Raw genomic sequence first — 26,858 nt, 5'->3', positions numbered from 1 at the left:
ATGACGATCTACTGGAAGAAGGCCCGCCAAGTCGCCCTGCCGATGCGGCGGTCGCGCTACTTCAGCCGGATGTTCCTCCGCGCGGACGACCTCAGCCTGACCCAGGACTACCTGCTCTCCCGGCAGCACCTGCTCCTGCGCCAGCTGATCCCCGCCGGGGTCGTCAGCGGACTCGGCCTGACCGCGTCCGGCGGCGACGTGATGGTCGCCGCCGGGGTCGCCACGGACGAGGACGGCACGCCCATCGTGCTGACCGAGGACACCCGGGTGACGCTGCCGACGGGGGACGGCACATACCTGGCGACCGTCCACTGCGCCGAGCACGCCGCCGAATCGCGCGACGAGGGAGGGGTGCAGGGCGAGACCAGGATCGTCGAGGAAGCACGGCTGGAGCTGCTGGCCACCCCGCCCTCCGACCCGCGTTACGTCGTCCTCGGCACCGTGAAGCGCCAAGGGGGAGTGGTCCAGGTCGACCTGTCCACCCGCCAACTCTCCGGCATCCGCGTCCAGGCCGGGCCGATCACCCCGACGGTGGGCAAGAGCGGGACCGCCGGCATCCAGTTCCCCCGCGATCCCGGCGGCGGCGCCTTCGACGAGGCGTTCATCCGCTACTACGTGCACGGCGGCGAGGGCACCACACTGCTCATCGGCACCGCCAACGACGCGGACGACACCATCGACTTCCAGCAGGGCGGAGCCGAACGTCTGCGCATCGCCGACGGCATGCTCCTGCTGGGCGGCATCAGCGGCACGCAGTACCAGCGCGACCAGGTCGTGGCCGGCCTCGGCTTCCTCGGCTGGGGCGTCCAGCACGGCCAGCTCAGCTTCCGGGCCGGACGCGGCTTCGAACTGGTGGACCGCAGCGGAAACTTCCCGAACCTGGACTACGGGCGCGGCAGCCAGGCGTACGCCGACCTGTCGCTGCGCACCCTGAACGCGGCCGAAGACGTGACGGTCGGCCCGGGCAAGGCCGTTCGCGGCCAGGGCCTGCTGCACGTGGACGGCCCGGACCGGCTCTACCTGATGAACCGCAAGGGGGTGTACGTCTCGACGGGACCGCACGCGGCCGACCCGGAAGCCGGCAGCCTGAACGTCGACCGCAACATCGTGCTCGGCGACATCCTGGCCGGCCGCGGGCGACTCCACGTGGACGGCCCCGAACGGCTGTACCTGATGAACCGGGGCGGCGTCCGGGTCGAGTCCTCGTGGCACCCGAACGACCCCAACGCCGGGACGCTGTACGTCCACCGCAACCTCGGGGTGCAGCGCGAGGCGGGCCAGATCCCGGGGTGGAGCGGCGGCGGGATCATCTCCCACGACGTCTTCGCCGGCGGCGGCCTCTACGTCGGCAACGCCGACGCCAACGTCTGGCCGATCCAGATGTACGGCAACGGCGCCTTCTACGCCCGCACGAAGCACTTCGCCATCGATCACCCGCTCGACGCCAAACGAACCCTCGTGCACTCGGCCCTCGAAGGCCCGGAGAACGCCGTCTTCTACCGAGGCGAAGCCACCCTCGCGAAGGGCCGCGCGGTGGTCGAACTACCGCGCTACTTCGAGGCCCTGGTCCAACGCAGGGGGAGAACGGTGCAACTCACCCCGAAGTTCGTCGACGACGAGGAGGTCTTCCCGCTGGCCGCCTCGGCGGTCGAGGACGGCAGATTCACCGTCCGAGCCCTCTCCGGCCCGGACGCCTCCCACGGCTTCTACTGGGAGGTCAAGGCCGTCCGGGCCGACGTCGAGCCCCTGGCACCGGACATCGACAGAGACGTGCTCTTCAACACCGCGCAACGCCGGTAGAGCGGCCTCCGACCGGTCGGAGCGCCTGCCGAAATGCCGTCCGGGCAGACCATGCGGCGTTGCCGGTACTCGTGGCCGACAGCGGGGATCGGGTCAGCCGCTCAGGTCCGCGGTGTCCCACGAGTCGCGGAAGGCGTACCGGCCGGTCGGACCGGTGTAACGGAGGAAGGCGGCGCCCGACGCGGCACTGAGCGCCTGGCTGGTGTGATAGAAGCGGCAGCCCTCGTAGATCATCTTGCCCTTGGCGAGCGCCGCGCCCGGATTGTCGACCAGGTGGTATCCCGCCAGGATGCAGTCCTGGTAGCGGACGATCGGAATCCGGTTCTGGGAGCCGGTGTAGCGGTGGTAGTTGTGGTTGGCCGCGCCGGGCACCTGGACGGCGGCCATGTCGGAGCACGAGGTGAAGGTGACGTTGCCGTTGCCCCAGCCGCAGTCGATGATCTTCTGGTCGGGGCTCATCTTGGGCTCGAAGCGAACGCCGTTCACGTTGAGACGGGTGGCGGTGATCTCTCCGTTGCCGAGCGGCATGTAGAAGTAGCGCGCGGCGTCGGTACCGACCATCGACCACGAGCCGCCGAGGACGTTGATCGAGCCGCCCCGGTCGAAGCGGAAGAAGTCGCCGCCGGCCAGCGCGAAGTTGCACGCCATCATGAAGTAGTTGAGGAACTGGTTCTGCTGCGAGTTGACGCTCGGCGTGGTGATGCCGCAGTGCAGGAAGGCGTCCGTGTAGCGCGACTGCGTATCGGTCGAGCACATCAGGAAGTGGTGCTCGCTGTTGTTGTTGGCCTGCTTGTCACCGTCGATACCGATGACCCGGTCCCACACGCCGCGCCATTCGACGTTCTGGTACACGAAGTACTGGTTCTGGCCGACACCGTACTCGGGGTATTGCAGCGCCTGGTCGTCGCCGTCCCGCGACCAGTAGTACGCGAAGCGGTTGTTCGCGTTCGTCGACCGGAAGCTCATGTCCAGGAAGTAGGTGTACCGCAGGCGCACAGCAGCGGTGATGAGGTTGTTCTGGCGCGGGTCCGGGTTCGCGGCGAAGTCCGTGGCGAAGTCGATGTTCGTCACACGCGGTCCCGCACCGCGGAACCGGAGCCCGAAGATCTGGTCCGCGATGCCGCCGGTCGGCGACCACATCAGGGTGTCCTTCTTGGTGACCTTGTAGTTCCCCGGCGGGAAGTAGACGTCCTTCTGCGCCGCCCCGCCGACGCGCCCGGCGATCGCCGCCGTGACGGCGGCACGAATGGCGTCCGAATCGTCGGTCTTGCCATCGCCTTTCGCGCCGTGGTCACGCACATTGACGGTGTAGGTGGACCCGGCGGCGTCCGCGTCGGCCGACCACTGCGTGGCCGCAACCGCCACCGCGCCGACTCCGGCCGCGGCGCCCAAGGACACCGCCCGGCGTCCGAAGCTTCTTCTGCAGGGCAGCGCGTGTTCACCGGACATGGTGTGCAACCTTCCTCGGTGGCGCGGGAGTTGGTTCCCGGCGCTGGAAGGCGCTCAAGTTAGATTCGAGGTGTCACAGCGACAAGCAGCACACCGTCAATCCGCGCGCATTGGATACCGCGGCCGCCGTCCCAGCCCAAAACAGTCGCACTGGGCGCGCGTTGCGGCAGGCTGCGGGTCACGCTTCGCCCTGAAGCGTCCAACGCCCTGGCTGGCAAAGGGTTTGCAAGGTGCGCAACGTACCTGCGAACGACCGGGCGGGGGCGTCTCTACAGGTCGTCGTTCTTCTGCTCGTCGGCCTTCGGGGGCTGGGCGGCGCATCCAATAGGCATCACGCGGTGTCGGACTGGGCAGCTTTGTTGTGGCAGACGGCGACCACGTCGATCGGGGAGACGTATGCGCGCACCAACAGTTCTTGTGTGTGCGGCCCTTGCCGCGGCCCTTGCCGGGTGTTCGGACAGTTCCGACCCGCATGAAGTGTCCGGACAGACGGCGTCGCGGTCACCGTCCACGGCAGAGGAGCAACAGCGCGCCCAGGTGGTCGCGGCGTACCTGGAGATGCGTCAGGTTCAGGCGCAACTCCGGCGGACGGGCCAGGTCGACCTCGCGGCCATCGCCGCGGTGAGCGCCGGCGATGCGCGCGCAGCTCTGGTCGCCGACACCCAGGAGCAGCGGCGCAAGGGACTCACCGTCACCGGCGAGATCCGGCACTCGCCCCGTGTCACGGCACTGGTGCCGACGGGCGAACCTGAAACCGCCGCGGTTGAGGACTGCCAGGACGTCTCCGCACTGCGAACGACGGACGCCGGCGGGAACCTGGTTCAGCAGAATCGGGAGTGGCGACACGTCGCTACCGCACGACTGGCCCTGGTCGAAGGGCATTGGAAAGTCACCGAGTTCGCGTCCGACCCCGACAGCCGGTGCTGAACGGCCCGGGCGGCCGTTCAGCACCGGCTGATCGATGACGAGGACACCGCGGGCACGCCCGGTGTCGTCAGCGGTCCCACCGGCCACCTGGCACTCCAGGCGGCCGCGGCGGGCCGCCTGGCGTACTCGACCACGTCATCGGTCGGCGCCCGGCGGGGACCACGCCTGGGTTCACCAGCGGTACCAGCGTCCGCGGCTGCCGCTTGCCCCGGTGCTGCGGAAGAGGAACCCCAGCAGCCATATAGCCAGGACGATTACAGCGATCCACCACAGCGCCTTGAGGGCGAACCCCGCTCCGAAGAGCACCAGTGCCAGCAACAGAACCACGATCAACGGAATCATGACCTCACGCTGCCCGGAGCGCCCCCCTTCACTCCAACTCCGGACAGCGGTTGTCCTGTGCCGCCGGGTCACCGAAGGCGGGGGGTGGCCAGGCGCGACTTGGCGGGCGTACACCGGGGTCCGCGGCAGCCGGCGGACCCCGGTGGGAGTCAGCCGGCCTGGTGCGGTTCGTCCCCGTCGGGGGTTTGGAACAGGCTGGTCAGGCCGACGATGTCGAGGATGCGGGCGACGGGGTCGGATGCGTTGACGTGGAAGGTTGCGCCGAGTTCGGCGGCCTGGTTGCGGGCGGCGACCAGGACGGAGATGCCGGTGGAGTCGCAGAATCCGACCTCGGTCATGTCCAGGACCACAGAGGTGGGGGTGGGACGCCCGGCGAGGGCGTCGGCGACGGCGGCGCGGAGCTGGTCGGCGCTGAGCAGGTCGAGTTCGCCGACGACCGCGACGACAGTGGTTCCGGCATCGGTTCGGGCGGTGATGATCAGCGTGGCATCGTCGGGGTCCATGGCATCACGGTATTCCGGACGGCAGCCCGGATCGCGCACCATCCCAACCGTACGCATGGGGCGGCGTGTCGACGTGGGCGAGACGTGGCGTCGAACCTGGCACAGCGACGGTCGCCGGGCAGGCGGTTACGACGCCGTGGCGAGGACGCGGGGTGTTCCCGGTGGCAGTGTCCTCGACGGCGGGTGGGCGGTGAGCGGGGTTCCGAAGCCGGTGCGCGCCAAGAGGAGCGCGAGGCCGTCGGCGAGGTCCGCACGCGTGCGCCGGCCCGGCGACGCCCCGGTGATGCGCAATCCGCCGGCTCAGTCCCGCCGCGAGGTGCCGTCGTGGGCGGGGGCGCCTCGGCGCGAACTCCCGTACGCGCCCCGCGTGTCTCTAGGCCGCGGCGGGCAACGCGGTGTTCGCTGCAACGCCGTCGGCCTCCAGATGGGCCCGCAGCCGGGAGAGGACGGAGGTGAGAAGGCGGGAGATGTGCATCTGGGACAGGCCGAGGCGTTCGCCGATCTGGCGTTGGGTCAGGTCGTCCCAGAACCGCCAGCGCAGGATCTTCTGGTCGCGCTCCGGAAGTTCGGCGATCAACGGGGCGACGGAGGCCCGGAACTCGGCGAGTTCGATGCCCGGGTCCTCGGCGCCGAGGGTGTCCTGCAACGGCAGCGGGCGGTCACCGCGCCCTGAGGAGGCGGACATGGGGGCGTCGAGAGAGCCGACCCGGTGCGCGTCGGCGGCGGCACGGCCCGCGCGGACCTCGTCCGCGGTGGTGCCGAGCCGGTCGGCGATCTCCTCGTCGGTGGCGTCGCGCCCCAGCTCGGTCTGGAGCTGGTCGGCGGTCTTGACGACGACGAGGAAGAGTTCCTGGTGCCCGCGGGGGACGTGGACGGCCCAGGAGGTGTCGCGGAAGTGCCGCTTGATCTCGCCGGTGATGGTCGGCTGGGCGAACGAGATGAACCCGGTGCCGCGCTCGACGTCGTACCGGTCGACCGCCTTCACCAGGCCCACCAGTCCGGTCTGGTAGACGTCGTCGAAGTCCTCGCCGGAGCGGACGAAGCGGCGAACCAGGTGCTTGACCAGGCCGGTGTTCAGCTCGATGACCTCGGCGCGGGTCCGGCCGAAGGTCTCGGTGCCCGGCTCAAGGCGGGCCAGCCGGCGCAGCAGCCGGTCGGTGTGCGCGCGCAGACCGTCCCGGCCGAGGCTCCGCATCTCCTCCCGCGCGAGCGGGGCGTGTTCGTCGGTGGCGTCGGGGAGGTTCGCGTCGTCGACGAGTTCCGTCGCGGGCAGGGCGGGGGCGGTGGTGGTTGGCATCGGTGATCGGGCTCCTTCGCGTTCGTCGTCGCGGAAGCCTCGGTGCCGTGGAGCGGGGATCCCTCCGCCGGCCAGGGTTGGGGCCGTGCGCGCGGGCACCGGGCGTGGGCCGCGCCGCCCGCTGGCTTCAGGCACCACGCGCGCCCGGGCACAGGTTCTGTGCCGCAGACAGGCGGCTACGCGCCGCCCAGGAGAGGGCCCTTGACGGAACCGTCCTCGATAGAAGGAAGTACCACCGGACAAGTCGCCCAAACGCATGCCGCCGCAGGGTCACCACGCGAGCACGAACGGCAGCACGAGGCCCGTCCGCGGGATCAGACCGATGGCCGTGGCAAGGAGCAACCGCCGCAGCGGGCAGCGATCGTTCGAGAACGCTGCCCTCGGCCACCCCCGCTGGAGGCGTTTCGGGCGGCGCCGTGCGCCGGTGACGGCATGGCGGTCTCGTCGTCGGTGCGGTTGCCGCCCTGCTCCGGCACGGCGAACCCGCCTCGGCTCGTGGCAGGTGTCAGGGGCCGGCCGCGGTGGCGGTGGCGGCGGTCAGGACGATGGCCGCCTGATCGTCGTCCATGTCGCGGTGTCCGGCGAAGGCGTGCACGGTCTCGGTGACGGCGTCCAGCAGCGCGGCGGCCGCGAGACCCGGCGGCTGCTCGGCAAGGAGGCCGGCCAGACGGCTCTCGCCGAACAGGCTGCCGTCCGCGTCGCGGGCCTCGGTGATGCCGTCGGTGTACAGCACCAGGCTCTCGCCGGGGTGCAGGTGGAGCCGGCGGGTGGACACGCGGGGGTCGTCGCCGATGCCCAGCAGGGTGCCGGGGGCGTCCACGGGATGGGCGTGCCCGTGCCGGTCGAGGTGGAGGGGGAGGGGGTGGCCGGCGCGTACCAGGTCGATCGTCAGCCCGTCGTCGGTCGGCGTGAGATGGCCGTAGACGAGGGTGACGAAGCCGGTGTCGAGGCTCGCGTGGCGGTTGAGGAGCGCGCGGTTGACGGCGCGTACGACGTCGCCGGGGTCGGACAGCAGGGGTGCCGCAGCCCGTGCGGTGTGGCGTACCAGCGCGGTGGTGGTGGCGGCGAGGGCGCCGCGGCCGCAGACGTCGCCGAGCATGACGGCCCACGTACCGTCGTCCAGCGGGAAGACGTCGTAGAAGTCGCCGCCGATCTCCAGCCCCTCGCCCGCGGGGTGGTAGTGCGCGGCGAGGTCGGCACCGGGGACGGCGGGCAGATCGGTCAGCAGCAGCCCGGCCTGCAGGTCGCGCGCGAGAGCCACCCGCTGGGTGAACTGGCGCGCGTTGAGGGCGGCCGACGCCGCCCGCCGGGCCAGTTCCTCGGTGAGTGCCACCGTGTGTCCGTCGAAGACGTGGTCGCCGGTGCCGAGGAGGGTCAGGACGCCGAAGGGCCGTCCCCGGTCCAGCAGCGGCGTGCAGACATAGCCGGTCGTGTGCAGGCCGTCGCCGGTGTCCGGTTCGGCGGGGCGGCGGGCGACCTCGGTCACGCCGGAGGCGAGTACGCGCGCCACCGCCTCGTCGGCCGCGTCGTGGCCCGGCGAATGCCCCCGCAGCAGGCGCTTCTCGTCCTCGCTGGACGCCGCGGTGGCGACCCGCCGTATCCGCCCCGCCTCGACGATGTCGACGGCGCTGAGCGGCGCGAGGGTCGGGACGCACAGGTCCGCCAGGCGTCGCAGCGTGTGCACGTAGTCCAGGTCGGCGCCCAGCGCCGTGCTCGCCTCCAGCAGGAACGCGAGGTCGTCGCGCGCGGCCCGCTCGCGCGCCTCGGCGTGGAGGCGGGCCTGCTCGGCGTGGTGGCGTTCGATGGCCAGCGCCGCGGTGCTGGCGAACAGCTTCGCCAGCGCGAGGTCCGCGTCCTGCGGTGTTCGGGGGGTGCGGTGGTACATCGCGAAGGTGCCCAGCAGCGCTCCGCTGCGGGCCAGTATTGGCGTGGACCAGCACGCGGCGAGTCCGGCCTGCGCGGCCAAGGCCCGGAAGTCGTCCCAGTACGGGTGGTGCGCGATGTCCGCGACCACGACCGGTTCGCGGCGGTGGGCGGCCGTACCGCAGGAGCCGACGCCGTCGCCGGTGGTGATGCCGTCGATGGCCCGGTTGTAGAAGTCCGGCAGGCTGGGCCCGGTGCCGTGACGCAGGGTCCGGCCGTCCGCGTCGGCGAGCAGGACCGAGACCAGGACACCGGGGGAGAGGTCCTCGATGGCCTTCGCCATGCCCTCCAGGACGTCGTCCAGCGGGGCCTGGCGGGCGATCTGCTCCAGCAGCGCCCGGTGCTCGGCGGCCAGCCGCTGGGCGTGCTTGACCTGGGTGACCTCGGTTCCGATCATGCGGACGCCGACAGTGTTGCCGGCCTCGTCGCGACGGGGTTCGTACGTGAAGTCGAAGAACGCCTCGCGGGTCTCCTTCCCGGTGCCCAGCAGGACGCGCGCGTCCCGGCCCGTGTAGGGCCGGCCGGTGCGGTACACGCGGTCCAGGAGCGCGATGAACCCCTGCTCGGCCAGCTCCGGCATCAGGACGCCGATCGGTTCCCCGGTGCGGGCGCGTTCCTCGCCGCCGATCGCGGAGAAGAAGGCGGCGTTCGCCGCCGTGAGCACGTGCGCCGGCCCGGCGGTGGAGGCGAACAGGGTCGTCGACTGGCCGAACAGCGCCCGCAGGTCCTCCTCGACGCCGACCGGGCTCACCGAGAGCACAGGGTCGGACCAGTACGAAGCCTCCGCCATCGCCCCCGCCCCTCTCGATTTGTTGCCGACTCCTGGGTAACCCTGCCATGCACGGATAGCCCGACGCGACGGACACCGCCGTTCGGGCGCGCGCGTCCTCGCCGACGGTCGCGCGCCCGGCCGCCGGGCACGCTCGGGACCACGGTGTGCGCGGGGCGAGGGTGCGCGGGTCGGGTGTGCTCGGGCCGGGCGTGCGCCCGCCGTGCTGGTCGGGGCCTCACGTCGTGAGCGGGCCCTGCGACAACGCGTCGTGCGGACCGAGGGCCTTCACGGCGTCGTCGGCCGTGGGCTGGTAGGTGAACAACTGGTCGAGGCCGACGATCGCGAAGACGCGCAGGAGTTCCGCGCTGGGGGCCGCGAGGACCAGCCGCGCACCGGCTCCGGTGGCCTGCTTGTAGGCGGTGATGAGGGCGGTGAGCCCCGTCGAGTCGCAGTACGCGAGGTCCGTGAGGTCGATGACCACGTTGTTGTCGGGACCCAGCGGCGTCTCCTCGACGGCGCGGCCCAACTGCGGTGCGGTGTGGTAGTCGAGGTCACCCGTCAACGTCAGCACGGTGGTGCCGGTGGCGTGGACGTGTCGACTGGCGGTGAGGATGCGGTCGGTCACCTGGATCTCCTGTGCGGTGAGACGCGGCCTGGCGGTGACACGCCGCCGGGCGGTGTGGCGTGGTGCGGCGCCTGGTCCGGACGCCGCTCCTCCGGCCGCCGCGCTCGGGCCGTCCCGAGCGGACATGCCTCCTGAGTGAGCAGGCTGCCCGTATTGCGGCGCGGCAAGCAACGTGGTCCGGCCCCCGGCGGACGATTCCGGGCACGACCCCCGGCGACGGGACGACGCACAGGTCCGCACCTCGTACCGGTGGTCCCGGATGAGGTGGCCTTGCGGCGGAGTCCCGTCCCCAAACTGTCGCCCCAGAATCGCTGTCCTATCCTACGGATCACTTCGAGGGGTCACTTCGACGAAGTTCCCGCAGCGGCCCGAAGGGAGCTTTACGGTGCCCTTGTGCGGGCAATCTACGGCACGTTCCCGACTTGCCCCGGGAAAGCGCGGTTCGCGGAAGGATGACGTGGACGGGATGACTGGCCAGTGACGCGTTCCGACGATGCCGAGCCCGACATGTCCGAACCGGCCGTGTCAGGGGCCGACCAGCCTGTGCCCGCGCCTGTCCCGGTGACCGGTGGGCGCGCGGCCGACGAGCCGCCGTCCCCCGTGCCGGCACCTGTGTCCGCCCGGCCGGACGTGTTCGCCGCCGATGAGCGGGTCGGCCGGGACCTCGCCCTGGTGGACTGGTCCGCGACTCCGCTCGGTGTGCCGGCGCGCTGGCCGCAGAGCCTCCAGACCGCTGTGAGCATCCTGCTGTCGTCCCGCTTCTCCATGTGGATGGCGTGGGGCCCGGACCTGACGTTCTTCTGCAACGACGCGTACCGCCGCGACACCCTGGGCCGCAAATACCCGTGGGCCCTCGGCCGTCCCGCCCGCGAGGTGTGGGCCGAGATCTGGGACGACATCGGCCCGCGCATCGACTCCGTGCTCACCACCGCGCAGGCCACGTGGGACCAGGGCCTCCTGCTGTTCCTGGAGCGCTCCGGCTACTCCGAGGAGACCTACCACACGTTCTCCTACAGCCCGCTGCGCGACGACGCCGGTCAGGTCGTCGGCATGCTGTGCGTGGTCAGCGAGGACACCGAGCGCGTCGTCGGCGAGCGGCGCATGGCCACGCTGCGCGACCTGGGCTCCGACCCCAGCGTGGTGCGCACCGAGCAGGAGATGCTCGACTTCACGAGCCGGCAGCTGGACCGCAACCGGTCCGACCTGCCGTTCACGCTGACGTACCTCCTCGACGAAGACGGCAGCGCCCGGCTCGCCGCGGCCACCGGCATCGACGCCCGCCACCCTGCCGCGGCGGACGTCCTCCCGCCGGGCTCGGAGACCATCTGGCCCACCGCCGCCCCGGTGAGCGGCCGGCCCGTCGTGACCGCGCTGGACGGCCCGCTCTTCGCGGGCCTGCCCACCGGCGAGTGGGCGGAGCCGCCGCTCGAAGCCTTGGTGGCGCCGCTGCTGCAGCACGGCGGGACGCCGTACGGGTTCATGGTCGCGGGCCTGAACCGCTACCGCCCGCTGGACGAGGACTACCGCGGTTTCGTGGAACTGGTCGCCGGACACGTCGCCACCGGGATCGCGAGCGCCCGCAGTTACCAGGCCCAGCAGCGGCGGGCGGAGGAACTCGCCGAACTGGACCGGGCGAAGACGGCGTTCTTCTCCAACATCAGCCACGAATTCCGCACCCCGCTGACGCTGATCATGGGGCCGGTCGAGGAGCTGCGGTCCCAGCTCGCCGGTGCGGACCCGCGCATCGGCGAGGAACTGGAGGCCGTGCACCGCAACGGGCTGCGGCTCGGCAAGCTGGTCAACACCCTGCTCGACTTCTCCCGCATCGAGGCGGGGCGGATGCAGGCGCGCTTCGAGGCAGCCGACCTCGCCGCGGTGACCCGGGAACTGGCCAGCGTCTTCCGCTCGGCCGTCGACAAGGCCGGCCTCGCGTTCGCGGTCGACTGCCCGCCGCTGGCCGAGCCCGTGTACATCGACCGGGGCATGTGGGAGAAGGTGGTCCTGAACCTGCTCGGCAACGCGCTGAAGTTCACGTTCGAGGGTTCCATCGGGATATCCGTGCACGCCGAGGACGGCATGGCGGTCGTGACCGTCGCCGACACCGGGGTCGGCGTCCCGGCCGACGAGATGCCCAGGCTGTTCGAGCGCTTCCACCGCATCGAGAACGCCCGCTCGCGGTCCAACGAGGGCAGCGGCATCGGTCTGGCGCTGGTGAAGGAGCTCGTCGGGCTGCACGGCGGCACCATCACCGCCGCGTCCGCGCCCGGCGAAGGGACGCGGTTCACCATCCGCCTGCCCTTCGGCTTCGCGCACCTGCCGACCGACGCGCTGCGGCCCGAGGCGGGGACCACCGCGGGCACGGCGGCGGACCCGGGTACGGCCGCGCCCTACGTACAAGAGGCGCTGCGCTGGTTGCCCGCCGCGCAAGCCGCCGCCGCGCCCACCGGCATGAGGGATGATCCGGGGGACGGGCCCGTGACCCGGCCGGCGGCCTCCGCGTCGGCGGTCCCCGCGCACGTGCTGATCGCCGACGACAACGCCGACATGCGCGACTACCTCGCCCGACTCCTGCGCGGCGCCGGCTACCGGGTCGACACGGTCGTCGACGGGAAACAGGCCCTCGAAGCCGTCCGTGCCCAGGCCCCCGACCTGGTGATCAGCGACGTCATGATGCCAGGTCTGGACGGCCTGGCCCTGGTCGGCGCACTGCGCGCCGACCGGCGCACCACCTCGGTCCCGGTGCTGCTGCTGTCGGCGCGCGCCGGCCAGGAGGCCTCCATCGAAGGCCTCGAAGCGGGCGCGGACGACTACCTCGTCAAGCCGTTCGTGGCCGCCGAACTCCTGGCCCGCGTACGGGCGAACATCGAACTGGCCCGGCTGCGGAACCACCACGCGCGGTGGCGCACCGCGCTGGTCGACTCCCTCCAGGAAGCCTTCTTCGTCTGCGACGAGCACGGCGCGGTCGTCGAGATCAACGCGGCGTTCACCGACATCCTCGGCTTCGGGCCGGAGGGGCTGCCGTACCAGCCGGTGCACCCGTGGTGGCCGAACGCCGACACCGACCCCGACGCGCACCGGGACGTCTCCGCCGCGTTCGCCCAGCTGCTGGGCCATGCGCGGGGCAGCTACACCATCCCGGTCGTACACCGCGACGGCTACCGCATCTGGGTCGGCGCCACGTTCAACCACGTCGACGACCCTGTCACCGGCGGCAGCGCGATCGTCGGCACGTTCCGCGACGTCACCGCCGAGCACTACGCCATCCAGCGCGAGACCGCCCGAGCGGCCCTGTCCACCAGCCTGGCCCAGGCCGGCAACCTCGCGGACGCGCTCACCGGCGCGCTCGTACAACTGCGGCAACTGTGGAACGCGCGAAGCGTCCTGACGGCCGTTTTCGCGCACGGCGACGAAGCGGCTGCCGTGACGGCCACCGACGGTACGTCGTCCTGGCGGCAACTCACGGACGACCGCCGCAAGATGCTCTCCGAACTGCGCGGACAACCGCTGCTGACCCCGATCGCCGTCGGCAACGGTGCCGGAATCCTGCTGGAGCACCCCCAAGGACCGCTCGCACTGTGGATAGACCTCGGCGAACAGCGGCCGTTCACCAGCGAGGACGAACTGCTGCTCTCCCTGCTGGCCGGCCACCTCGCCCAAGGCCTCGGCCGCGCCCATCAGATCGACCAGCAGCGCGAGACCGCGCTCGCCCTGCAACGCGCGATCCTGGGCCCGTCACACCTGCCCGACGGCTTCGCGGTGCGCTACGAGCCCGCCACACAGCCGCTGGAGGTCGGCGGTGACTGGTACGACACCGTCACACTGCCCGACGGGGGCATCGGCATCGTCGTCGGCGACTGCGTCGGACGCGGTCTGAAGGCCGCCAGCGTCATGGGTCAACTGCGCAGCGCCTGCCGGGCGTTGCTCCTCCAGGACGCAAGCCCCGCACAGACCCTGATGGCACTGGACCGGTTCGCCGCGGGGGTTCCCGGCGCGGCCTGCACCACCGTCTTCTGCGCCGTGCTCAACGCTGAGAGCGGGAAGCTCACTTACTCCAGCGCGGGGCACCCGCCCGGGATCCTCGTCCATCCCGACGGCACCACCCGCCTTTTGGAGGAGGGGCGTTCGCTGCCGCTCGCGGTACGTCCGGGTCGGCAGCGCCCGGAGAGCAGCTGCGTCATCCCGGCGCGTGCGACCCTCCTGCTGTACACCGACGGCCTGGTCGAACGACGCAGGCATCCGCTGAGCGCGGGCATCGCCCAGGCGGGCCGAGCCCTCCAAGACGGCCGGGACGTGTCCGTCGACGATCTCGCCTCGGCCGTCATGGCGCGGCTGGCCCCGACCGACGGCTACGACGACGACGTGGCCCTGCTGCTCTACCGCCACCCGGCGCCGCTCGAGGTGTCGTTCCCCGCCGAGTCGTCCCAACTGGCCCCCGTACGCGAGGCCTTGCGCGGCTGGCTGGCCCAGTGCGACCTGCCGCCGCACACGATGCAGGGCATCCTGGTCGCCGCCGGCGAGGCGTGCGCCAACGCGATCGAGCACGGTCACCGCGACGCACCCGGCGAGACGATCCACCTGCGGGCAGAGGCATTCGTCGACAAGATGCAGCTGACCGTTGCCGACTCCGGCCGCTGGAAGATGCCCCAGCCCGAGCGCAACGCGCACCGCGGGCGAGGCATGCGCCTGATGCGCGCCATGATGCAGCAGGTCACCGTCACTCCCGGCCCGGCCGGAACCACCGTCGACATGCACACGAGGATCGCCTGATGACTCCCCTGACCCTCACCCCCGGGCGGCGCCCCGACGGTACCGCGCTGCTCACCGCGGTCGGCGAGATCGACATGAGCAACACCGACGCCCTGGCCGCCGCGCTCGACGAGACACCCGGACCGCTCGTACTCGACCTGACCGGCATCGACTACCTCGACAGCGCCGGCCTCAGCGTGATCTTCCCGCACGCCGAACGCATCGAGATCATCGCCACAGCCCTCCTCCAGCCCGTCCTGACCATTTCAGGCCTGGCCGACCTCACGACGATCCACCGCATGGAGCTGTGACACGACGGCGGGGGGCTCGGTTTCGAGACCGAGCATGGCAAAGTCGAGCGAGCTCGGGGCGTTGGGTTATGGAACCGGTGCCGCCGCCTGCAGGATCGATTCGATCGCTCGCTCGAAGACGTACCCGTGGCCGTTCACGAACATCTCGATCCGCGAACCCGGACCTGATTCGCGGTTGGGGACGCCGAGACGGATCACCGCCGAGTTCGATGTGCGCAAAGTGAATGCCTCATAGCCTCCGCCGCACGCGTCCACGTCCGTGCTCACGTCCTCGTCGCGGAACACGAGTCCGCGGCGGGCGAGTTCGTCCCTGACGAGCGCGAGATTGCGTCCGAACGCGATCGGTCCGAGGGCCTGGTCGGTCAACTCGGCGATCAGATCGGGCCAGGCGTAGCGGTCCGTGTCGCATTCCACGGCCCAGGGGTCGTCCGGTCCGGCGGCGCGGACGACGGCGAGCTCGACACCGGGCATGGCGATCCACCGCTCCAGATCCGGGTGCGGGTGAACCGCGAACAACCGGTACTCGGCACGTTCCTCGTCGTCCTCCTCCGCCGCGTCCGGATCGATCAGTCCCTCAGCCGGGCAGCCGCGCTCCGCGAGTTCGGCCGCGAACGCGACGATGTTCGCGCGTGCGAACGCGTCGATCACCGCCTTGTCGCCGTCTTCGGCGGCGCCAGCGGATCCAGGGGTGTGAGTCATCGGTCGGTCGCCCTCCAGGTAGCCGCATGCTTCGTCCGGTTGTCTCATCCTGACCTGACTCTCGCGGTGCGAGTACACGGCCAACGACCACGCGGCAGTTTTCACCATCTGCCGCAATCGCGACGGATCCCCCACAGCCCGAGTGTCGCAGAGCACGGAGACAACCACGCGAATCTCTTACCGGGCACCGGTGCCGGGCTCCGAAGTCCGCCCGGCCGGTCAAGGCCGTACGGCGGTGACTGGAGACCGGAGCCGGGACGCCCTCGTGGACAAGGCGTTTCGGACCAAGGTGATGCCCAAACTGCTCGGCCCGCCCGTCGATGGGTATCACGCGGTCACTTGTCACCCGAATGGGTTGGGAGGAGAGCAGAGGGGGAGGGCCGCTCCCTCGATCCCCCACCTGATCGAATCCCACGCCGTCGCCGACGCCATCGCGCCATGGCAGCCGTGGTCCAACGACACTCATGTCGCCTCGGCAGTCGCCGAACTGCCTGACGACCTCCTCGAAGTGCCGGATGTCTCCTGGCGGTCCTCGCGTTGGCGGCTGTCCGAGACCGTCGCGGTCAAGGACTTCGACAATGGGGACCGCGAGAACCCGGGCCGCCACACCCTTCTCTGGTCCTGCGACGAAGCCGGTCATCGCGAAGTACAGGAAGTACTGAACCGCGTGATGCATGGATCCGCTATGCAGAGGTCTTCGTCATCCTGACCGCCCACATCACGTTCGGGTGACTGTCCCCTCGGCCTGCTGGGTCAGGCTGACCCGCCCAGGGCCTGCCGGGCTCCGGCCACACAAACGCTCGAACGCCTCGGCCCGGATTCCGGCGGCCCGGGGCTGGTCCTGCCAGCCGTCCAGGTTGCCTTCGGAGAGCACGCCAGACTGCCGCTCATAGCGGCCCATCGTCGCCAGGTTGGCGTGGTCACGCAGCCGCGGAACCTCATCCAGGGACGCAGCCTTCACCGGTTGTGCGTCCGCCCCTCGGACGTCCACCTGACGCGTCGCCCACCCCTCGTCATCGGCGGCGCGCGCCGCGTGCCCTGGCGTTACGGGCGTTAGTGCTCCAGCCTGTCAAGGGTTCGATCAAGACACCGGACCCGACCAGGACCCGATCAGGAGCCGACGATGACAGCCGGACCACGTCAGCGGCGAGACACCGCGTGCGCCGTCGCCACCGCCTTGGCACTGGCGGCGCTGCCGTTCGCGGGCACATCCGCGCGGGCGGCTCCCGCCGAGGTCCGGCCGTACCACACGACCGGAACGCCGGTGAAAGGCTCCGTCAACGGCTGCGCCGACGCGCCGTTGGTGGAGCCCGGGCGGTACGTGGACAGCCTCGTCGGCGACCGCGACCTCTTCTACAAGGTGCGCAAACGCGCCGACCAGCAGCTCCAGGTGAGCGTCACGGCGATCGCCGGACGCGAGTACACCCGCAACGCCAACTTCACCGTGCTGGCGGGCGATCCGGGCAGTGGGGAGCCGCTCGGGTGGCTGCGCGCGTCCGGGCACTCGGTGGGGTGGTCGACGGTGATCACCGGCGGGGCGCGCTCCGCACCCGGCGCGGGGGCCGGCCTGCGGCTGCCGGACGACGTGGGCTGCGTCATGGTCGACAACCGGGTGAACGAGCCCTGGGAAGACCCGGTGCCGGTCGAACTGCGGATCGGCATCGCCGACGAGACGACGCGGCACAACGGCGAACAGGTCCCCGCGCCCGTCACCGGCACCGCCGTCCAAGGCGGACTCTCGTTCGACGACGCGACCCCGATCGGGGCCGGGACGTACCGCCAGTCGCTCGTGGTCGGCGAATCGCCGTTCTGGCGAGTGGACCTGAAAGCGGGTCAGCAGCTCACCGTCACGGCCGGCGTGGAGATCCCGGTCGGGTTCCCCCAGAACACCGAAACCGGCTGGACGGTGCACATCTACAACGCCACCCGCACCGAAGCCGCCTGCGACGAGGACGATCCCACCGTGACGCTCCTCCTCGCCAACCGCACGGGCCGCTTCGAGCGGATGTGCGGGCCGTGGACCGTCACCAGACCCCAGGACTCGGCCGATCCGGTCGACACCGACGGCTACACCACACCTGGGACCTACTACGTGCAACTCGACATCGCCGAGCCGAACGACGCCATGAAGGGCATCGCCGTGCCGATCGACCTCACAGTCGGCATATCCGGCACCCCGCTACCCGGCGACGACCCCGTCTTCGTCTTCGGCCCCGTGGTCCCGCCCACAGCCCCGCCCGGCCCCGCCACGAGCACGCCCCCGGACGCCGACCCCGGCACCCCGACCACCCCAGGCGCCCCCGCCGGCGGCACACAGCAACCACGCCTGCCCGCCCCCACCGCGCCGGACGGCGCATCCGACACAGCCTCGCCCCAAGGCGGGGAGTCAACCCTCGAACAACTGGCGTTGCCCGTCGGCATCACCCTCGCCGTCACTCTGATCGGCGCCACCGCGTACTACGGACTCCGCAGACGTCCCACAAACTAACGCCGGCGTCCTCCCAAGGAACTCCACCGCCACCTGGCGCGGCGCGGGGGACGGGGCACCCCGCAGCGTGGAGTTTCTCGAAACGGACGAAGTCACCGGCCACGACCGCTTCCGGGAGCGCTCGCGATAATGACCGAACAACGGTCATGCCCGAAGCCGGTCCATGGCGGTGACCCACGAGCACCAGGGAAGTTCCATGTCGCGCTACGCCTTCGACCCCGCTCGTCACGAACTGCAGATCGCGTACGCCACCGGATCCGGGGACACGAGCGGGCCCGTCGCCGCTCTCCCCGGCACGGTCGACGCCGCCACGGCCCTGGCTCTCGCCCGCGAACTCACGCGTCTGGCCGAGGCTGCGTGGCGTACGTACACGCACCCTTCCAGCGCAGCCGACGACCACGACGCGAACAGCGAAGGCCGGCGACGCGACGAGGAACGCCGGCAGTTCGCCGACGTCGCCAAGGCCGTCACGGAACCGAACCTGCCGGACGAGGCCGGCGGGCTCGACGTCCTGTACAGCCCCCTCGGTGAGTACGCCCACCGCGTCGGCCGCATCCTCCACCGCATCAACGACCAAACGCTGACGGACGCGGTGGTGACCGAAGTCTCCGCCGAACTCCAGGCCGTCGAACACGCCGAACTCGGCGAACTCCAAGGCCGCGCCCGCCAGGCCGTCGTCCTCAGCCGCGAGGACGCCTCACCGCCGCAGGTCGCCGCCGCCGACCGCCTCTTGCACGAGAACCCCCTCGGCGCGCACGGGCTGTTCACCGACCTGGAACCCACCGCGGCCGCGGTGGCCGCCGCACACTGGCTCGTGGCGGCCGCGGACGTCGCGTCGGAAGCCAGCGGCATCGCGCCCGTCAGCATCGTCGTCACCGCAAGCGACGTGGAATCGCTTCCGCACGAGACCCCCACCCAGCTTCTCGAGCTTGTCCACGCCGGCGTCCGCCCCCGTCAAGCCGTCTGCGGCCTCGTCCGCGGCGCACTTCGCCTCTCGGACGGCCAAGTCCCGGACTACCAGGGCCTGATCGCGCAGATCGCGCACACCGAGCAGCTCATTGCCGAGCACGGGGCCGACGACCCCGTCATCGCCGCTGCCCTTCGGAACGAACTGCGCCTGACCCCGCTCGACCCCTCCCGGCCGGCCCCGGACCTCCTCGAAGACCTCCTCGAGGGCATCCGCGCCTGCTGGCTCGTCTACTCCGAACACGCCGAATTCGACGACGACGCCGACTGGGCGGACCTGGCCTCGGACGTCGAAACGGACGAAGGCCAGGATGCCGACGCCGACGACGACCTCCTCGCCCGGGAGTTCATCGAGGCCGTGCGGAGCGCAGCCACGGAATCCCAGGAGCGCCTGAGCTGAAACAAGGGCCAGGACGACGACCTGCCCGGTAGTGAGTCGCTGAATCTACAACCCCGGGGTGCGGTGCGCCGGTGGTTCGGGAAGTCCGGACGTCGGCGCCGGGGGAGGCGCTAGCGTGTGATCATGCCCCGTGCCCCGGAACCCGCGCGCCGCAACTGCTGGACGCGGCGCTGCTGCCGTTCGCGCGGGACGGGATCGAGGCGGTCAGCCTGCGGGAAATTCGCCTCGCGGCCGGGCAGCGCACGGCGGCCGCGACGCAGTACCACTTCGGCACGAAGGAAGGCCTCGTCCAGGCCCTGGTCCAGGACGTGCTGCCGCCGCTGGTCGCGCACCGCCGCGAACTGCTGCGCGGCGCGACCGTCGACGACGTGTCCGCCGTCGCGCAGGTCGTCGTCGCCCCGCTGACCGCGCTCGGGACGCGCTGGGGGTGTGGGCGCAGATTGTCTACCCGAACACCGCCGGGTTCGGCGGGCAGCGCTTCGCCGAGGTGGCGGACCCGCAGCTGAAGCTGCTGTGCGCGACCCTCTACAACGACGCGATGGCCGAGATGCAGGAGCAGTCCGGGGACCGGCTGTTCCCGATGGGGCTGCTGCCGTGGTGGGACATCGACGCCTCGGTACGCGAGGTCGAGCGTACGCACGGCATGGGACTGCGCGGCGTGAACACCACCAGCGACCCGCAGAAGGCGTGGGCCGGGGCTGACGTACCCCCGACCCGCGCCTGCCGCGCGCACAACGTCGGGTCAGGTTGCGGTCGGCGGGGGGTCGGTGCGGGGGTCGGTGTAGGTGTCGAACAGGGCCGTGGTGCCGGTCAGGTTCAGGAGCTGGCTGACGCGGGTGCTCGGGTCGAGCGTGAACCTCATGTCGTTCTCCAGCGCGCGGCGCCGGGCCATGAGGAAGACGTTCAGTCCGGCGCTGTCGCAGAAGGTGACCTGGGCGAGGTCCAGGTGCAGCCAGGGTACGCGGGCATCGCCCGTGAGAGCGGCGTCCAGGGCCGCTTCGAGCGCGCCGTGGACCTGGAGCGAGGTCTCGTGGTCGACCTCGCCGGCGACCTGGACCACCGTGCGGGTGGTGTCGCCGGTGGTGGCCGTGTGCAGAGGCGTCGGCCTGGCGCGCGACGTGCCCGGAACGCCGGGGGAAGAGCGTTTGTCCCGTGGGGACTTGGGGGCGGTGGGGCGTGGTCGTCGCGGCATCGGTTCCTCTTGTTCGGGTGTGCGTCAGGCGTCGGACCGACATAGGGGGACACGGTCCGGGCCGCATGGCACGAGGTGAACAGAATACGTTGCCGTACGGCAACGATCACCACGCAGGCCATGGTTGTCCGGTCCGTCGACGGCTGCTCTTCCGGGCGCGCCCGCCCGCCGCCCGCAGGGCCCACCCGCGCACTGTGTCCACCCACCCCCCGCACAGCGCACACCCCCGCCTGCTCCAGGACGTACGCGCTCACCCGTCCCCAAGCGGCGCTCGTCGAGCGCCTGGCGCGCGTCGCGCGGGCGACGTCGGCGTCAGGTGATCCGGAAGCCGACGATGCACGTGTCGTCGTCCGTGTCGGCCGCGCTGTGCGTCAGCAGCCGGTCCAGCAGGTCGAGGGAGTCGGCGGGGGCCTCGGCGTGCACGAGGAGTTGTGCGATGGAGTCGCGTACGTTGCGGTCGCGGCGTTCGATGAGGCCGTCGGTGTACATCAGCACGGTGTCGGAAGGCTGCAGTTGCACCTCCTCCTCGTCGTACGTCGCGTCGGCGACGGCGCCGAGCAGGATCCCGCCGATGAACGGCAGGGACTCGGCGCTGTCGTCGCGGATGAGGACCGGCGGCAGGTGCCCGGCGCGCGCCCAGCGCAGCACGTGCCGCTGCGGGTCGTACAGGCCGCACACGACCGTCGCGGTGACATGGCCGGTGAGGCTGTGCGTCACCATGTTGAGCCACGACAGCATTTGTGCGGGGCCCGCGCCGGTGACGGCGAGGCCGCGCAGGGCGTTGCGCAGGACCACCATGCTGGTGGCGGCCCCCATGCCGTGCCCGGCGACGTCGCCGACGCTGACCAGGACCTGCTTGGTGGGCAGAAGCACGGCGTCGTACCAGTCGCCGCCGACGGTGGCCTCCGACTCGGCGGGCCGGTAGCGGACCGCGACTTCGAGCGCCGGGACGTCCACCGGTGCCGTCTCCGGCGGCATGATGGCGTGCTGGAGTTGCAGCGTGAGCCGATTGCGCAGGACCGCCTGCTGCTCGGTGTGGGCGAGTTGGTCGCGGGTGGCGGCCAGGGCCACCTCGGTCCAGTGCTGGGCGGAGATGTCCTGGTGCGCGCCGCGTACGCCCTGGAGCCGGCCGTCGACGTCGAGCACCGGTTCGGCGGCGGCGCGGATGTGCCGGGTGACGCCGTCCGGGCGTTGCAGGCGGAACGCGACCGTGGCCGGCCGGCGGTGGTGCATCACCGTGCGCAGGAAGCGCCGGATGGCCGCGGCGTCGTCGGGGTGCGCGCGTCCCGCGAGTTCCTCCAGCCGCGGTGGGGAAGCGGTGGGCGGGAGGCCGTGCAGGTGGAACATCTCGGTGTTCCAGATGATCTCGCCGGTGTCGAGCCGCTCCTCGAAACCACCGAGCCTCCCGAGGCGCTGGGCGTGCTGGAGGAGGCCGGCGAGCCGGGCGGTCTCGTCCAGCTGGCGCCAGACGAACAGCACGGCGGGGCCCAGCCGGCTGAGGCTGATGTCGGCGAGGGCGGTGAGCGGTACTTCGTCGACCAGGGTCGTGAGCGCGATCCCGTCGCCGTGGAACTGCTCGCCGGTGGCGTGCACGCGTTCGATGTGGCCGAAGAGCGAGCCGGCGGCGGCGAGCGGGTAGGCCTCCAGCAGGAGCGCGCCCTGCACCGTACGAGGACTGCGTCCGGCCGGATCGACGAAGGACCGGTTGACGTGCTCGATGCGGAAGTCGACCAGGGCGCCGCCGGGATCCAGGTGGGGGACCAGGACGAGGGCCGGGTCGCGGAGCCCGTCGGCGAACTGGACGAGCTCGGCCAGGATGGGGGTGTCGGCTCCGTCGGCGGCGTCCCGTACGGCGAAGGTGTCCTCGAAGGTGTGCGCGCTCAGTTCGGCCAGTGCGTCGAGTTGCTTGTGGATGATGCTCGGCTGCGGCGGGATCGGGTGCGGCCAGCAGATCTCCAGGACGCCGCGGATGCGGCCGCCGGTGCCGGCCGGGAAGGCGGCGCGTGAGCCCGGGTGTTCGCGCAGGCCGATCGACGGCGTCCCGGATTCGGCCGCCGACCGGGTCCAGACGCCGGCGCGGCCGGTGAGTGCGGAGCGGGCGAGTGTGGTCAGACCGGGCGGAACGTACCGCCACCGGCGCGCCTCGTCGGCCGAGAACCCGGCGTGGCCTCTGAGGGTGAGGGAGCCGTCGGATGCCGCGGCCCACACCGCGACGGCGGTGGCGCCCAGTGGCGCGAGAGCGTGCTCCAGCAGCGACTGGGCGACCGACTGGGTGTCGTCGGCGGCCAGGATGCCGCTCTCGGCGGTGCGCAGGCGTACCGCGAGGCGGCTGAGGTCCGGGTCGCCGGCCCCGCCTCGCGCGGCGTCTCCCGCTCGGCTTCCGCCGCCGCTTCGGCCGCCTTCACCGCCGGCCTCCGCGTCGACCTTGGTACGCCGGACGAACTCGCTTGCCACGGCGCTGAGTCGGTCCCGTGCCGCCTGGTTGACGATGTCGGCGGCGAGTTCGAGCGGGGACACGTCCGTGCGGCCGGCGAGTTCGGACAGCTGCCGGGCGGCGTCGCGCGGCCCGCACTTGAGCCGTTCGATGAGGATGCCCTTGGCCATCTCGATGAGCGCGCGTCCCTCGGCGGCGGCGTGCGCGGCCCGGACCTCGTCGCCGAGCCGGGCGACGGTGGCCGCCAGGCGTCCGGGCGAGGAGGGTTCCGCGCTGTCCGCGGCGGTGTCGTGGTCGCGCGGTCGCCTTTCACGGTCGGTCATGGTGTCGCCTACTCTTTGGCGCCGGTACGGCTGCCGCCTCCGCGGCGGTGGGTCCGGGGACGTCGGTGCGGAACAAGGTCTTCGAGGTCGCGTTCGCCGGTGCTACGTACCCAACCAGTGCCGGACGCACGCGATCAGGTCGTCGGCGTCCACCGGTTTGGTGACATAGGCGCTCGCACCGGACGACAGGCTCTTCTCGCGGTCGCCGGGCATCGCCTTGGCGGTCACCGCGATGACGGGCAGCCCCGCGAAGGCGGGCATGCGCCGGATCTCCGCGGTCGCCGCGTAGCCGTCCATTTCGGGCATCATCACGTCCATCAGGACCAGGTCGATCGTGGGGTTCTCGTTCAGGACCTCGATGCCCTTGCGGCCGTTCTCGGCGTGCAGGACCCGCAGGCCGTGCAGTTCGAGGATGCCGCTGAGCGCGTAGAGGTTCCGGGCGTCGTCGTCGACGACCAGGACGGTGCGGCCGGCGAGCCGGTCGTCCGCGGGATCCGGGTCGGCGGGGGCCCGTTCCTCGCCGCGGACCAGCGGCAGGACGTCGCCGGGCTGGTCGGCGGTCAGGTGCAGGGCGATGCGTTCGCGCAACTCGTCGAGGCTGGAGAGCAGTTCCAGGGGGCGCCGGGCGGCGCGGGCCTGGAGGTCCCGTTCCTGCTCGGCGGACAGGCGGCGGTTGACGTGGGCCAGCACGGGGACCGCGGCCAGTGCGGGGTCGCCGTCCAACGCGTCGAGGAGCCGCACGGCTTCGCCGCCCGGCATCTCCAGGGCGAGGACGATGCAGTGGCACGGCGTCGTGGCGAGTGCCTCGGCGGCGGCCCGCGCGTCGACGGAGGTGACGATCCTCGTGTCTCCGCGGGGCTGGCCCAGGCCGTGGCCCGTGCCGAGGTCCGCGACGGCGTTCTGGGCCACGAGCGACAGCAGTCCGGGGACCCGCTCCTCTATCACCAGCAGCCGTCGCTGCTGCGGCGCGGACGCCTCGTCGACGGTGGTGGAGGGCTCCTTGGGCCCCGCGGCGGCGGCCGGTTCGGGTGCGGCGACGGCGAAGTCCGCCCGTGCGACCGGCAGGTAGAAGGTGAACGTGCTGCCCACCGCGGGCGTGCTCCGTGCGGTGACGGCGCCGCCGAGCAGGTACGCGATCTCGCGGCTGATCGACAGGCCCAGCCCGGTGCCACCGTACTTGCGGCTGGTGGTGCCGTCGGCCTGCTGGAACGCCCCGAAGATGGTCTCCAGTTGCTGCGGGGAGATGCCGATTCCGGTGTCCTTGACGTGGAAGGCGACGACCTGCCCGCCCCCGTGCACCCCGTCGGGGAGTTCGGCCGGGGACGCCGGCTCGATACGCAGCTCGATGCCGCCGCGCTCGGTGAACTTGACGGCGTTGGAAAGCAGGTTCCGCAGCACCTGGCGGAGCCTGGAGTCGTCGGTCAGCAGGTCGTTAGGCAGCCCCGGCGCGGTGCTGATGGCGAACGTCAGGTTCTTCTGCGTGGTCATCGGCCGGAAGGTGGCCTCGACGTAGTCCAGGAGGCGGCGCAGCGGCACCTGTTCGGGGTTGACGTCCATCTTGCCGGCCTCGACCTTGGACAGGTCGAGGATGTCGTTGATGAGCTGGAGCAGGTCCGACCCGGCGGAGTGGATGATCCCGGCGTACTCCACCTGCTTGGGGCTGAGGTTGCGGGTCGGGTTCTGGGCCAGCAGCTGGGCGAGGATGAGCAGGCTGTTGAGCGGGGTGCGCAGTTCGTGGCTCATGTTGGCCAGGAACTCGGACTTGTACTTCGAGGCGAGGGTCAACTGCCTGGCGCGGTCCTCCAGTTCCTGGCGGGCCTGCTCGATCTGGAGGTTCTTCGCCTCGATGTCGCGGTTCTGCGCGGCCAGCAGCGCCGCCTTGTCCCCGAGTTCGGCGTTGGAGCGCTGCAGTTCCTCCTGCTGGTTCTGCAACTCTTCGGAGCGGGCCTGGAGTTCGCCGGCCAGGCGCTGCGACTCGCCCAGGAGTTCGTCGGTGCGGGCGTTGGCGACGATGGTGTTGACGTTGACGCCGATGGTCTCCATCAACTGGCCGAGGAAGTCGCGGTGGACGGGCGTGAACGGGCTGACGGACGCGAGTTCGATGACGCCGAGGACCTGCTCCTCGACCACGATGGGCAGGACCAGCAGGGCCACGGGCGTCGCCTGGCCGAGGCCGGAGGAGACGACGTACCCGGGCGGGACGTTGTCGACGGCGATGGCCCGGCGGCTCCGGGCGGCCTGGCCGGCCAGGGTGCGGCCGGGCGGGACGCGGCGGGGCGGTTCGTGGGCCGGCAGGCCGTACGAGCCGATCAGCGTCAGCGCCGTGCCGCGCGGGTCCTCCTCGGCCAGGTAGAACGCGCCGTACTGGGCGTCGACCAGCGGGATCAGTTCGTCCATGACCAGTTCGGCCACCATGGCGAGGTCGCGGTGGCCCTGCATGAGCCCGGAGACCCGGGCCAGGTTGGACTTGAGCCAGTCCTGCTCCTGGTTGGCCCGCGTGGTCTCCCGCAGCGAGCCGACCATGGAGTTGATGTTGTCCTTGAGCTCGGCGACCTCGCCCGAGGCGTCGACGGTGATGGACCGGGTCAGGTCGCCCTCGGCGACGGCGCTGGCGACCTCGGCGATGGCCCGGACCTGGCGGGTCAGGTTGCCGGCGAGTTCGTTGACGTTCTCGGTCAGGCGCTTCCAGGTGCCCGAGACGCCCTCGACCTCGGCCTGGCCGCCGAGCCGGCCCTCGCTCCCGACCTCCCGCGCGACCCGGGTGACCTCGGCGGCGAAGGAGGAGAGCTGGTCGACCATCGTGTTGATGGTGGTCTTGAGTTCCAGGATCTCGCCGCGGGCGTCCACGTCGATCTTCTTCGACAGGTCGCCGTTGGCGACCGCGGTGGTCACCAGGGCGATGTTGCGGACCTGGCCGGTGAGGTTGTTCGCCATCGAGTTGACGTTGTCGGTCAGGTCCTTCCAGGTCCCGGCGACGTTCGGCACCCGGGCCTGGCCGCCGAGCATGCCTTCGGTGCCGACCTCGCGGGCGACGCGGGTGACCTCGTCGGCGAACGCCGACAACGTGTCGACCATGGTGTTGATGACGCCCGCGAGAGCAGCGACCTCGCCCTTGGCCTCGACGGTGATCTTCTGCGAGAGGTCGCCTTTCGCGACCGCGGTGGCCACCTGCGCGATGGACCTGACCTGTCCGGTCAGGTTGAAGGCCATGACGTTGACGTTGTCGGTCAGGTCCTTCCAGGTCCCCGAGACGCCGCGAACGGTCGCCTGGCCGCCGAGGTTGCCTTCGGTGCCGACCTCGCGGGCGACGCGGGTGACCTCGTCGGCGAACGCGGAGAGCTGGTCGACCATGGTGTTGACGGTGCTCTTCAGCTCCAGGATCTCGCCGCGGGCGTCGACGGTGATCTTCTGCGACAGGTCGCCCTTGGCGACCGCCGTGGCCACCTGGGCGATGTTGCGGACCTGGTCGGTGAGGTTCCCGGCCATGAAGTTCACCGAGTCGGTCAGGTCGCGCCAGGTGCCCGAGACGCCCTTGACGTCGGCCTGTCCGCCGAGCCGCCCGTCCGTGCCGACCTCGCGGGCGACGCGGGTGACCTCGTCGGCGAACGCGGAGAGCTGGTCGACCATGGTGTTGACGGTGCTCTTCAGCTCCAGGATCTCG

Annotated in this window: 19 protein-coding genes; 8 read left to right on the top strand and 11 right to left on the bottom strand. The window is 71.3% G+C overall.

Going from position 1 to position 26,858, the window contains the following annotated elements; translation table 11 throughout:
* Positions 1 to 1,800 (top strand): hypothetical protein, encoded by a 1,800-nt coding sequence (locus ACWD12_RS04400; RefSeq protein WP_450098268.1) that lies wholly within the window; start codon positions 1 to 3, stop codon positions 1,798 to 1,800.
* 93 nt (positions 1,801 to 1,893) lie between these two features.
* Here ACWD12_RS04400 and ACWD12_RS04395 read toward each other — a convergent pair whose 3' ends face one another.
* Positions 1,894 to 3,198 carry a glycosyl hydrolase family 28-related protein gene (locus tag ACWD12_RS04395; RefSeq protein ID WP_450098267.1) on the bottom strand — a complete coding sequence of 435 codons (1,305 nt, stop codon included), beginning with the start codon at positions 3,196 to 3,198 and terminating at the stop codon, positions 1,894 to 1,896.
* Positions 3,199 to 3,786: 588 nt separating this feature from the next.
* On the opposite strand from ACWD12_RS04395, the gene ACWD12_RS04390 reads away from it, so the two are divergent.
* Positions 3,787 to 4,176: a hypothetical protein gene (locus ACWD12_RS04390; RefSeq protein ID WP_450098266.1), complete on the top strand. Its 390-nt coding sequence runs from the start codon at positions 3,787 to 3,789 to the stop codon at positions 4,174 to 4,176.
* Between the two features lie 171 nt (positions 4,177 to 4,347).
* Here the strand turns inward: ACWD12_RS04390 and ACWD12_RS04385 are convergent, their stop codons facing one another.
* The 5 genes from ACWD12_RS04385 to ACWD12_RS04365 form a co-directional block, all read right to left on the bottom strand.
* Positions 4,348 to 4,518 carry a hydrophobic protein gene (locus ACWD12_RS04385; RefSeq protein WP_450098265.1) on the bottom strand — a complete coding sequence of 57 codons (171 nt, stop codon included), beginning with the start codon at positions 4,516 to 4,518 and terminating at the stop codon, positions 4,348 to 4,350.
* Between the two features lie 149 nt (positions 4,519 to 4,667).
* A complete protein-coding gene (locus ACWD12_RS04380; protein ID WP_358365312.1) occupies positions 4,668 to 5,021 on the bottom strand; it encodes an STAS domain-containing protein in 354 nt (117 codons plus the stop codon).
* A 373-nt stretch (positions 5,022 to 5,394) separates the two neighbouring features.
* Positions 5,395 to 6,318: a SigB/SigF/SigG family RNA polymerase sigma factor gene (locus ACWD12_RS04375; RefSeq protein WP_450098264.1), complete on the bottom strand. Its 924-nt coding sequence runs from the start codon at positions 6,316 to 6,318 to the stop codon at positions 5,395 to 5,397.
* A 505-nt stretch (positions 6,319 to 6,823) separates the two neighbouring features.
* Positions 6,824 to 9,031, bottom strand: a complete 2,208-nt coding sequence (locus tag ACWD12_RS04370) for a SpoIIE family protein phosphatase (protein WP_450098263.1) — start codon at positions 9,029 to 9,031, stop codon at positions 6,824 to 6,826.
* Positions 9,032 to 9,248: 217 nt separating this feature from the next.
* Positions 9,249 to 9,764 (bottom strand): STAS domain-containing protein, encoded by a 516-nt coding sequence (locus tag ACWD12_RS04365; RefSeq protein ID WP_450098262.1) that lies wholly within the window; start codon positions 9,762 to 9,764, stop codon positions 9,249 to 9,251.
* A gap of 639 nt (positions 9,765 to 10,403) precedes the next feature.
* On the opposite strand from ACWD12_RS04365, the gene ACWD12_RS04360 reads away from it, so the two are divergent.
* On the top strand, positions 10,404 to 14,405 hold the full coding sequence (locus ACWD12_RS04360) for a SpoIIE family protein phosphatase (RefSeq protein ID WP_450098740.1): 4,002 nt from the start codon (positions 10,404 to 10,406) through the stop codon (positions 14,403 to 14,405).
* On the top strand, positions 14,402 to 14,695 hold the full coding sequence (locus ACWD12_RS04355) for an STAS domain-containing protein (protein ID WP_358364276.1): 294 nt from the start codon (positions 14,402 to 14,404) through the stop codon (positions 14,693 to 14,695). The genes ACWD12_RS04360 and ACWD12_RS04355 overlap by 4 nt, the downstream gene beginning before the upstream one ends.
* A 66-nt stretch (positions 14,696 to 14,761) precedes the next feature.
* On the opposite strand, the gene ACWD12_RS04350 is transcribed toward ACWD12_RS04355, so the two are convergent.
* Positions 14,762 to 15,394 (bottom strand): hypothetical protein, encoded by a 633-nt coding sequence (locus tag ACWD12_RS04350; protein ID WP_450098261.1) that lies wholly within the window; start codon positions 15,392 to 15,394, stop codon positions 14,762 to 14,764.
* Positions 15,395 to 15,659: 265 nt separating this feature from the next.
* Between ACWD12_RS04350 and ACWD12_RS04345 the strand changes: the two genes are divergently transcribed.
* On the top strand, positions 15,660 to 16,103 hold the full coding sequence (locus ACWD12_RS04345) for a hypothetical protein (protein ID WP_450098260.1): 444 nt from the start codon (positions 15,660 to 15,662) through the stop codon (positions 16,101 to 16,103).
* 9 nt (positions 16,104 to 16,112) lie between these two features.
* Here the strand turns inward: ACWD12_RS04345 and ACWD12_RS04340 are convergent, their stop codons facing one another.
* Positions 16,113 to 16,355, bottom strand: coding sequence for a hypothetical protein (locus ACWD12_RS04340; protein WP_450098259.1), 243 nt, complete (start codon positions 16,353 to 16,355; stop codon positions 16,113 to 16,115).
* 162 nt (positions 16,356 to 16,517) lie between these two features.
* Here ACWD12_RS04340 and ACWD12_RS04335 point away from each other — a divergent pair, with 162 nt between their 5' ends.
* The 3 genes from ACWD12_RS04335 to ACWD12_RS04325 all read left to right on the top strand — a co-directional run bounded on the left by ACWD12_RS04335 (position 16,518) and on the right by ACWD12_RS04325 (position 19,754).
* The gene (locus tag ACWD12_RS04335) at positions 16,518 to 17,882 is read left to right on the top strand and encodes a hypothetical protein (protein WP_450098258.1); all 1,365 of its coding nucleotides are present in this window, start codon (positions 16,518 to 16,520) and stop codon (positions 17,880 to 17,882) included.
* 196 nt (positions 17,883 to 18,078) lie between these two features.
* A complete protein-coding gene (locus tag ACWD12_RS04330; protein WP_450098257.1) occupies positions 18,079 to 19,248 on the top strand; it encodes a hypothetical protein in 1,170 nt (389 codons plus the stop codon).
* 71 nt (positions 19,249 to 19,319) lie between these two features.
* The gene (locus tag ACWD12_RS04325; protein ID WP_450098256.1) at positions 19,320 to 19,754 is read left to right on the top strand and encodes a TetR family transcriptional regulator; all 435 of its coding nucleotides are present in this window, start codon (positions 19,320 to 19,322) and stop codon (positions 19,752 to 19,754) included.
* 236 nt (positions 19,755 to 19,990) lie between these two features.
* On the opposite strand, the gene ACWD12_RS04320 is transcribed toward ACWD12_RS04325, so the two are convergent.
* The 3 genes from ACWD12_RS04320 to ACWD12_RS04310 form a co-directional block, all read right to left on the bottom strand.
* Positions 19,991 to 20,440, bottom strand: a complete 450-nt coding sequence (locus ACWD12_RS04320) for an STAS domain-containing protein (protein WP_450098255.1) — start codon at positions 20,438 to 20,440, stop codon at positions 19,991 to 19,993.
* 312 nt (positions 20,441 to 20,752) lie between these two features.
* A complete protein-coding gene (locus tag ACWD12_RS04315; RefSeq protein WP_450098254.1) occupies positions 20,753 to 23,197 on the bottom strand; it encodes a SpoIIE family protein phosphatase in 2,445 nt (814 codons plus the stop codon).
* Between the two features lie 102 nt (positions 23,198 to 23,299).
* On the bottom strand, positions 23,300 to 26,858 hold a 3,559-nt coding region (locus ACWD12_RS04310), incomplete at its 5' end, for a HAMP domain-containing protein (protein ID WP_450098253.1).

Source organism: Streptodolium elevatio (genome assembly GCF_053592165.1).
The sequence above is the reverse complement of the archived record's forward strand: the minus strand, read 5'-3'. Positions and strand labels throughout refer to the sequence as shown.

Excerpts from the sequence above, each read along its gene's own strand:
- ACWD12_RS04400 (WP_450098268.1), top strand. The coding sequence starts at position 1 with ATGACGATCTACTGGAAGAAGGCCCGCCAAGTCGCCCTGCCGATGCGG.
- ACWD12_RS04385 (WP_450098265.1), bottom strand. The coding sequence starts at position 4,518 with ATGATTCCGTTGATCGTGGTTCTGTTGCTGGCACTGGTGCTCTTCGGA.
- ACWD12_RS04380 (WP_358365312.1), bottom strand. The coding sequence starts at position 5,021 with ATGGACCCCGACGATGCCACGCTGATCATCACCGCCCGAACCGATGCC.
- ACWD12_RS04375 (WP_450098264.1), bottom strand. The coding sequence starts at position 6,318 with ATGCCAACCACCACCGCCCCCGCCCTGCCCGCGACGGAACTCGTCGAC.
- ACWD12_RS04370 (WP_450098263.1), bottom strand. The coding sequence starts at position 9,031 with ATGGCGGAGGCTTCGTACTGGTCCGACCCTGTGCTCTCGGTGAGCCCG.
- ACWD12_RS04365 (WP_450098262.1), bottom strand. The coding sequence starts at position 9,764 with ATGTCCGCTCGGGACGGCCCGAGCGCGGCGGCCGGAGGAGCGGCGTCC.
- ACWD12_RS04360 (WP_450098740.1), top strand. The coding sequence starts at position 10,404 with ATGTGGATGGCGTGGGGCCCGGACCTGACGTTCTTCTGCAACGACGCG.
- ACWD12_RS04350 (WP_450098261.1), bottom strand. The coding sequence starts at position 15,394 with ATGACTCACACCCCTGGATCCGCTGGCGCCGCCGAAGACGGCGACAAG.
- ACWD12_RS04335 (WP_450098258.1), top strand. The coding sequence starts at position 16,518 with ATGACAGCCGGACCACGTCAGCGGCGAGACACCGCGTGCGCCGTCGCC.
- ACWD12_RS04330 (WP_450098257.1), top strand. The coding sequence starts at position 18,079 with ATGTCGCGCTACGCCTTCGACCCCGCTCGTCACGAACTGCAGATCGCG.
- ACWD12_RS04320 (WP_450098255.1), bottom strand. The coding sequence starts at position 20,440 with ATGCCGCGACGACCACGCCCCACCGCCCCCAAGTCCCCACGGGACAAA.
- ACWD12_RS04315 (WP_450098254.1), bottom strand. The coding sequence starts at position 23,197 with ATGACCGACCGTGAAAGGCGACCGCGCGACCACGACACCGCCGCGGAC.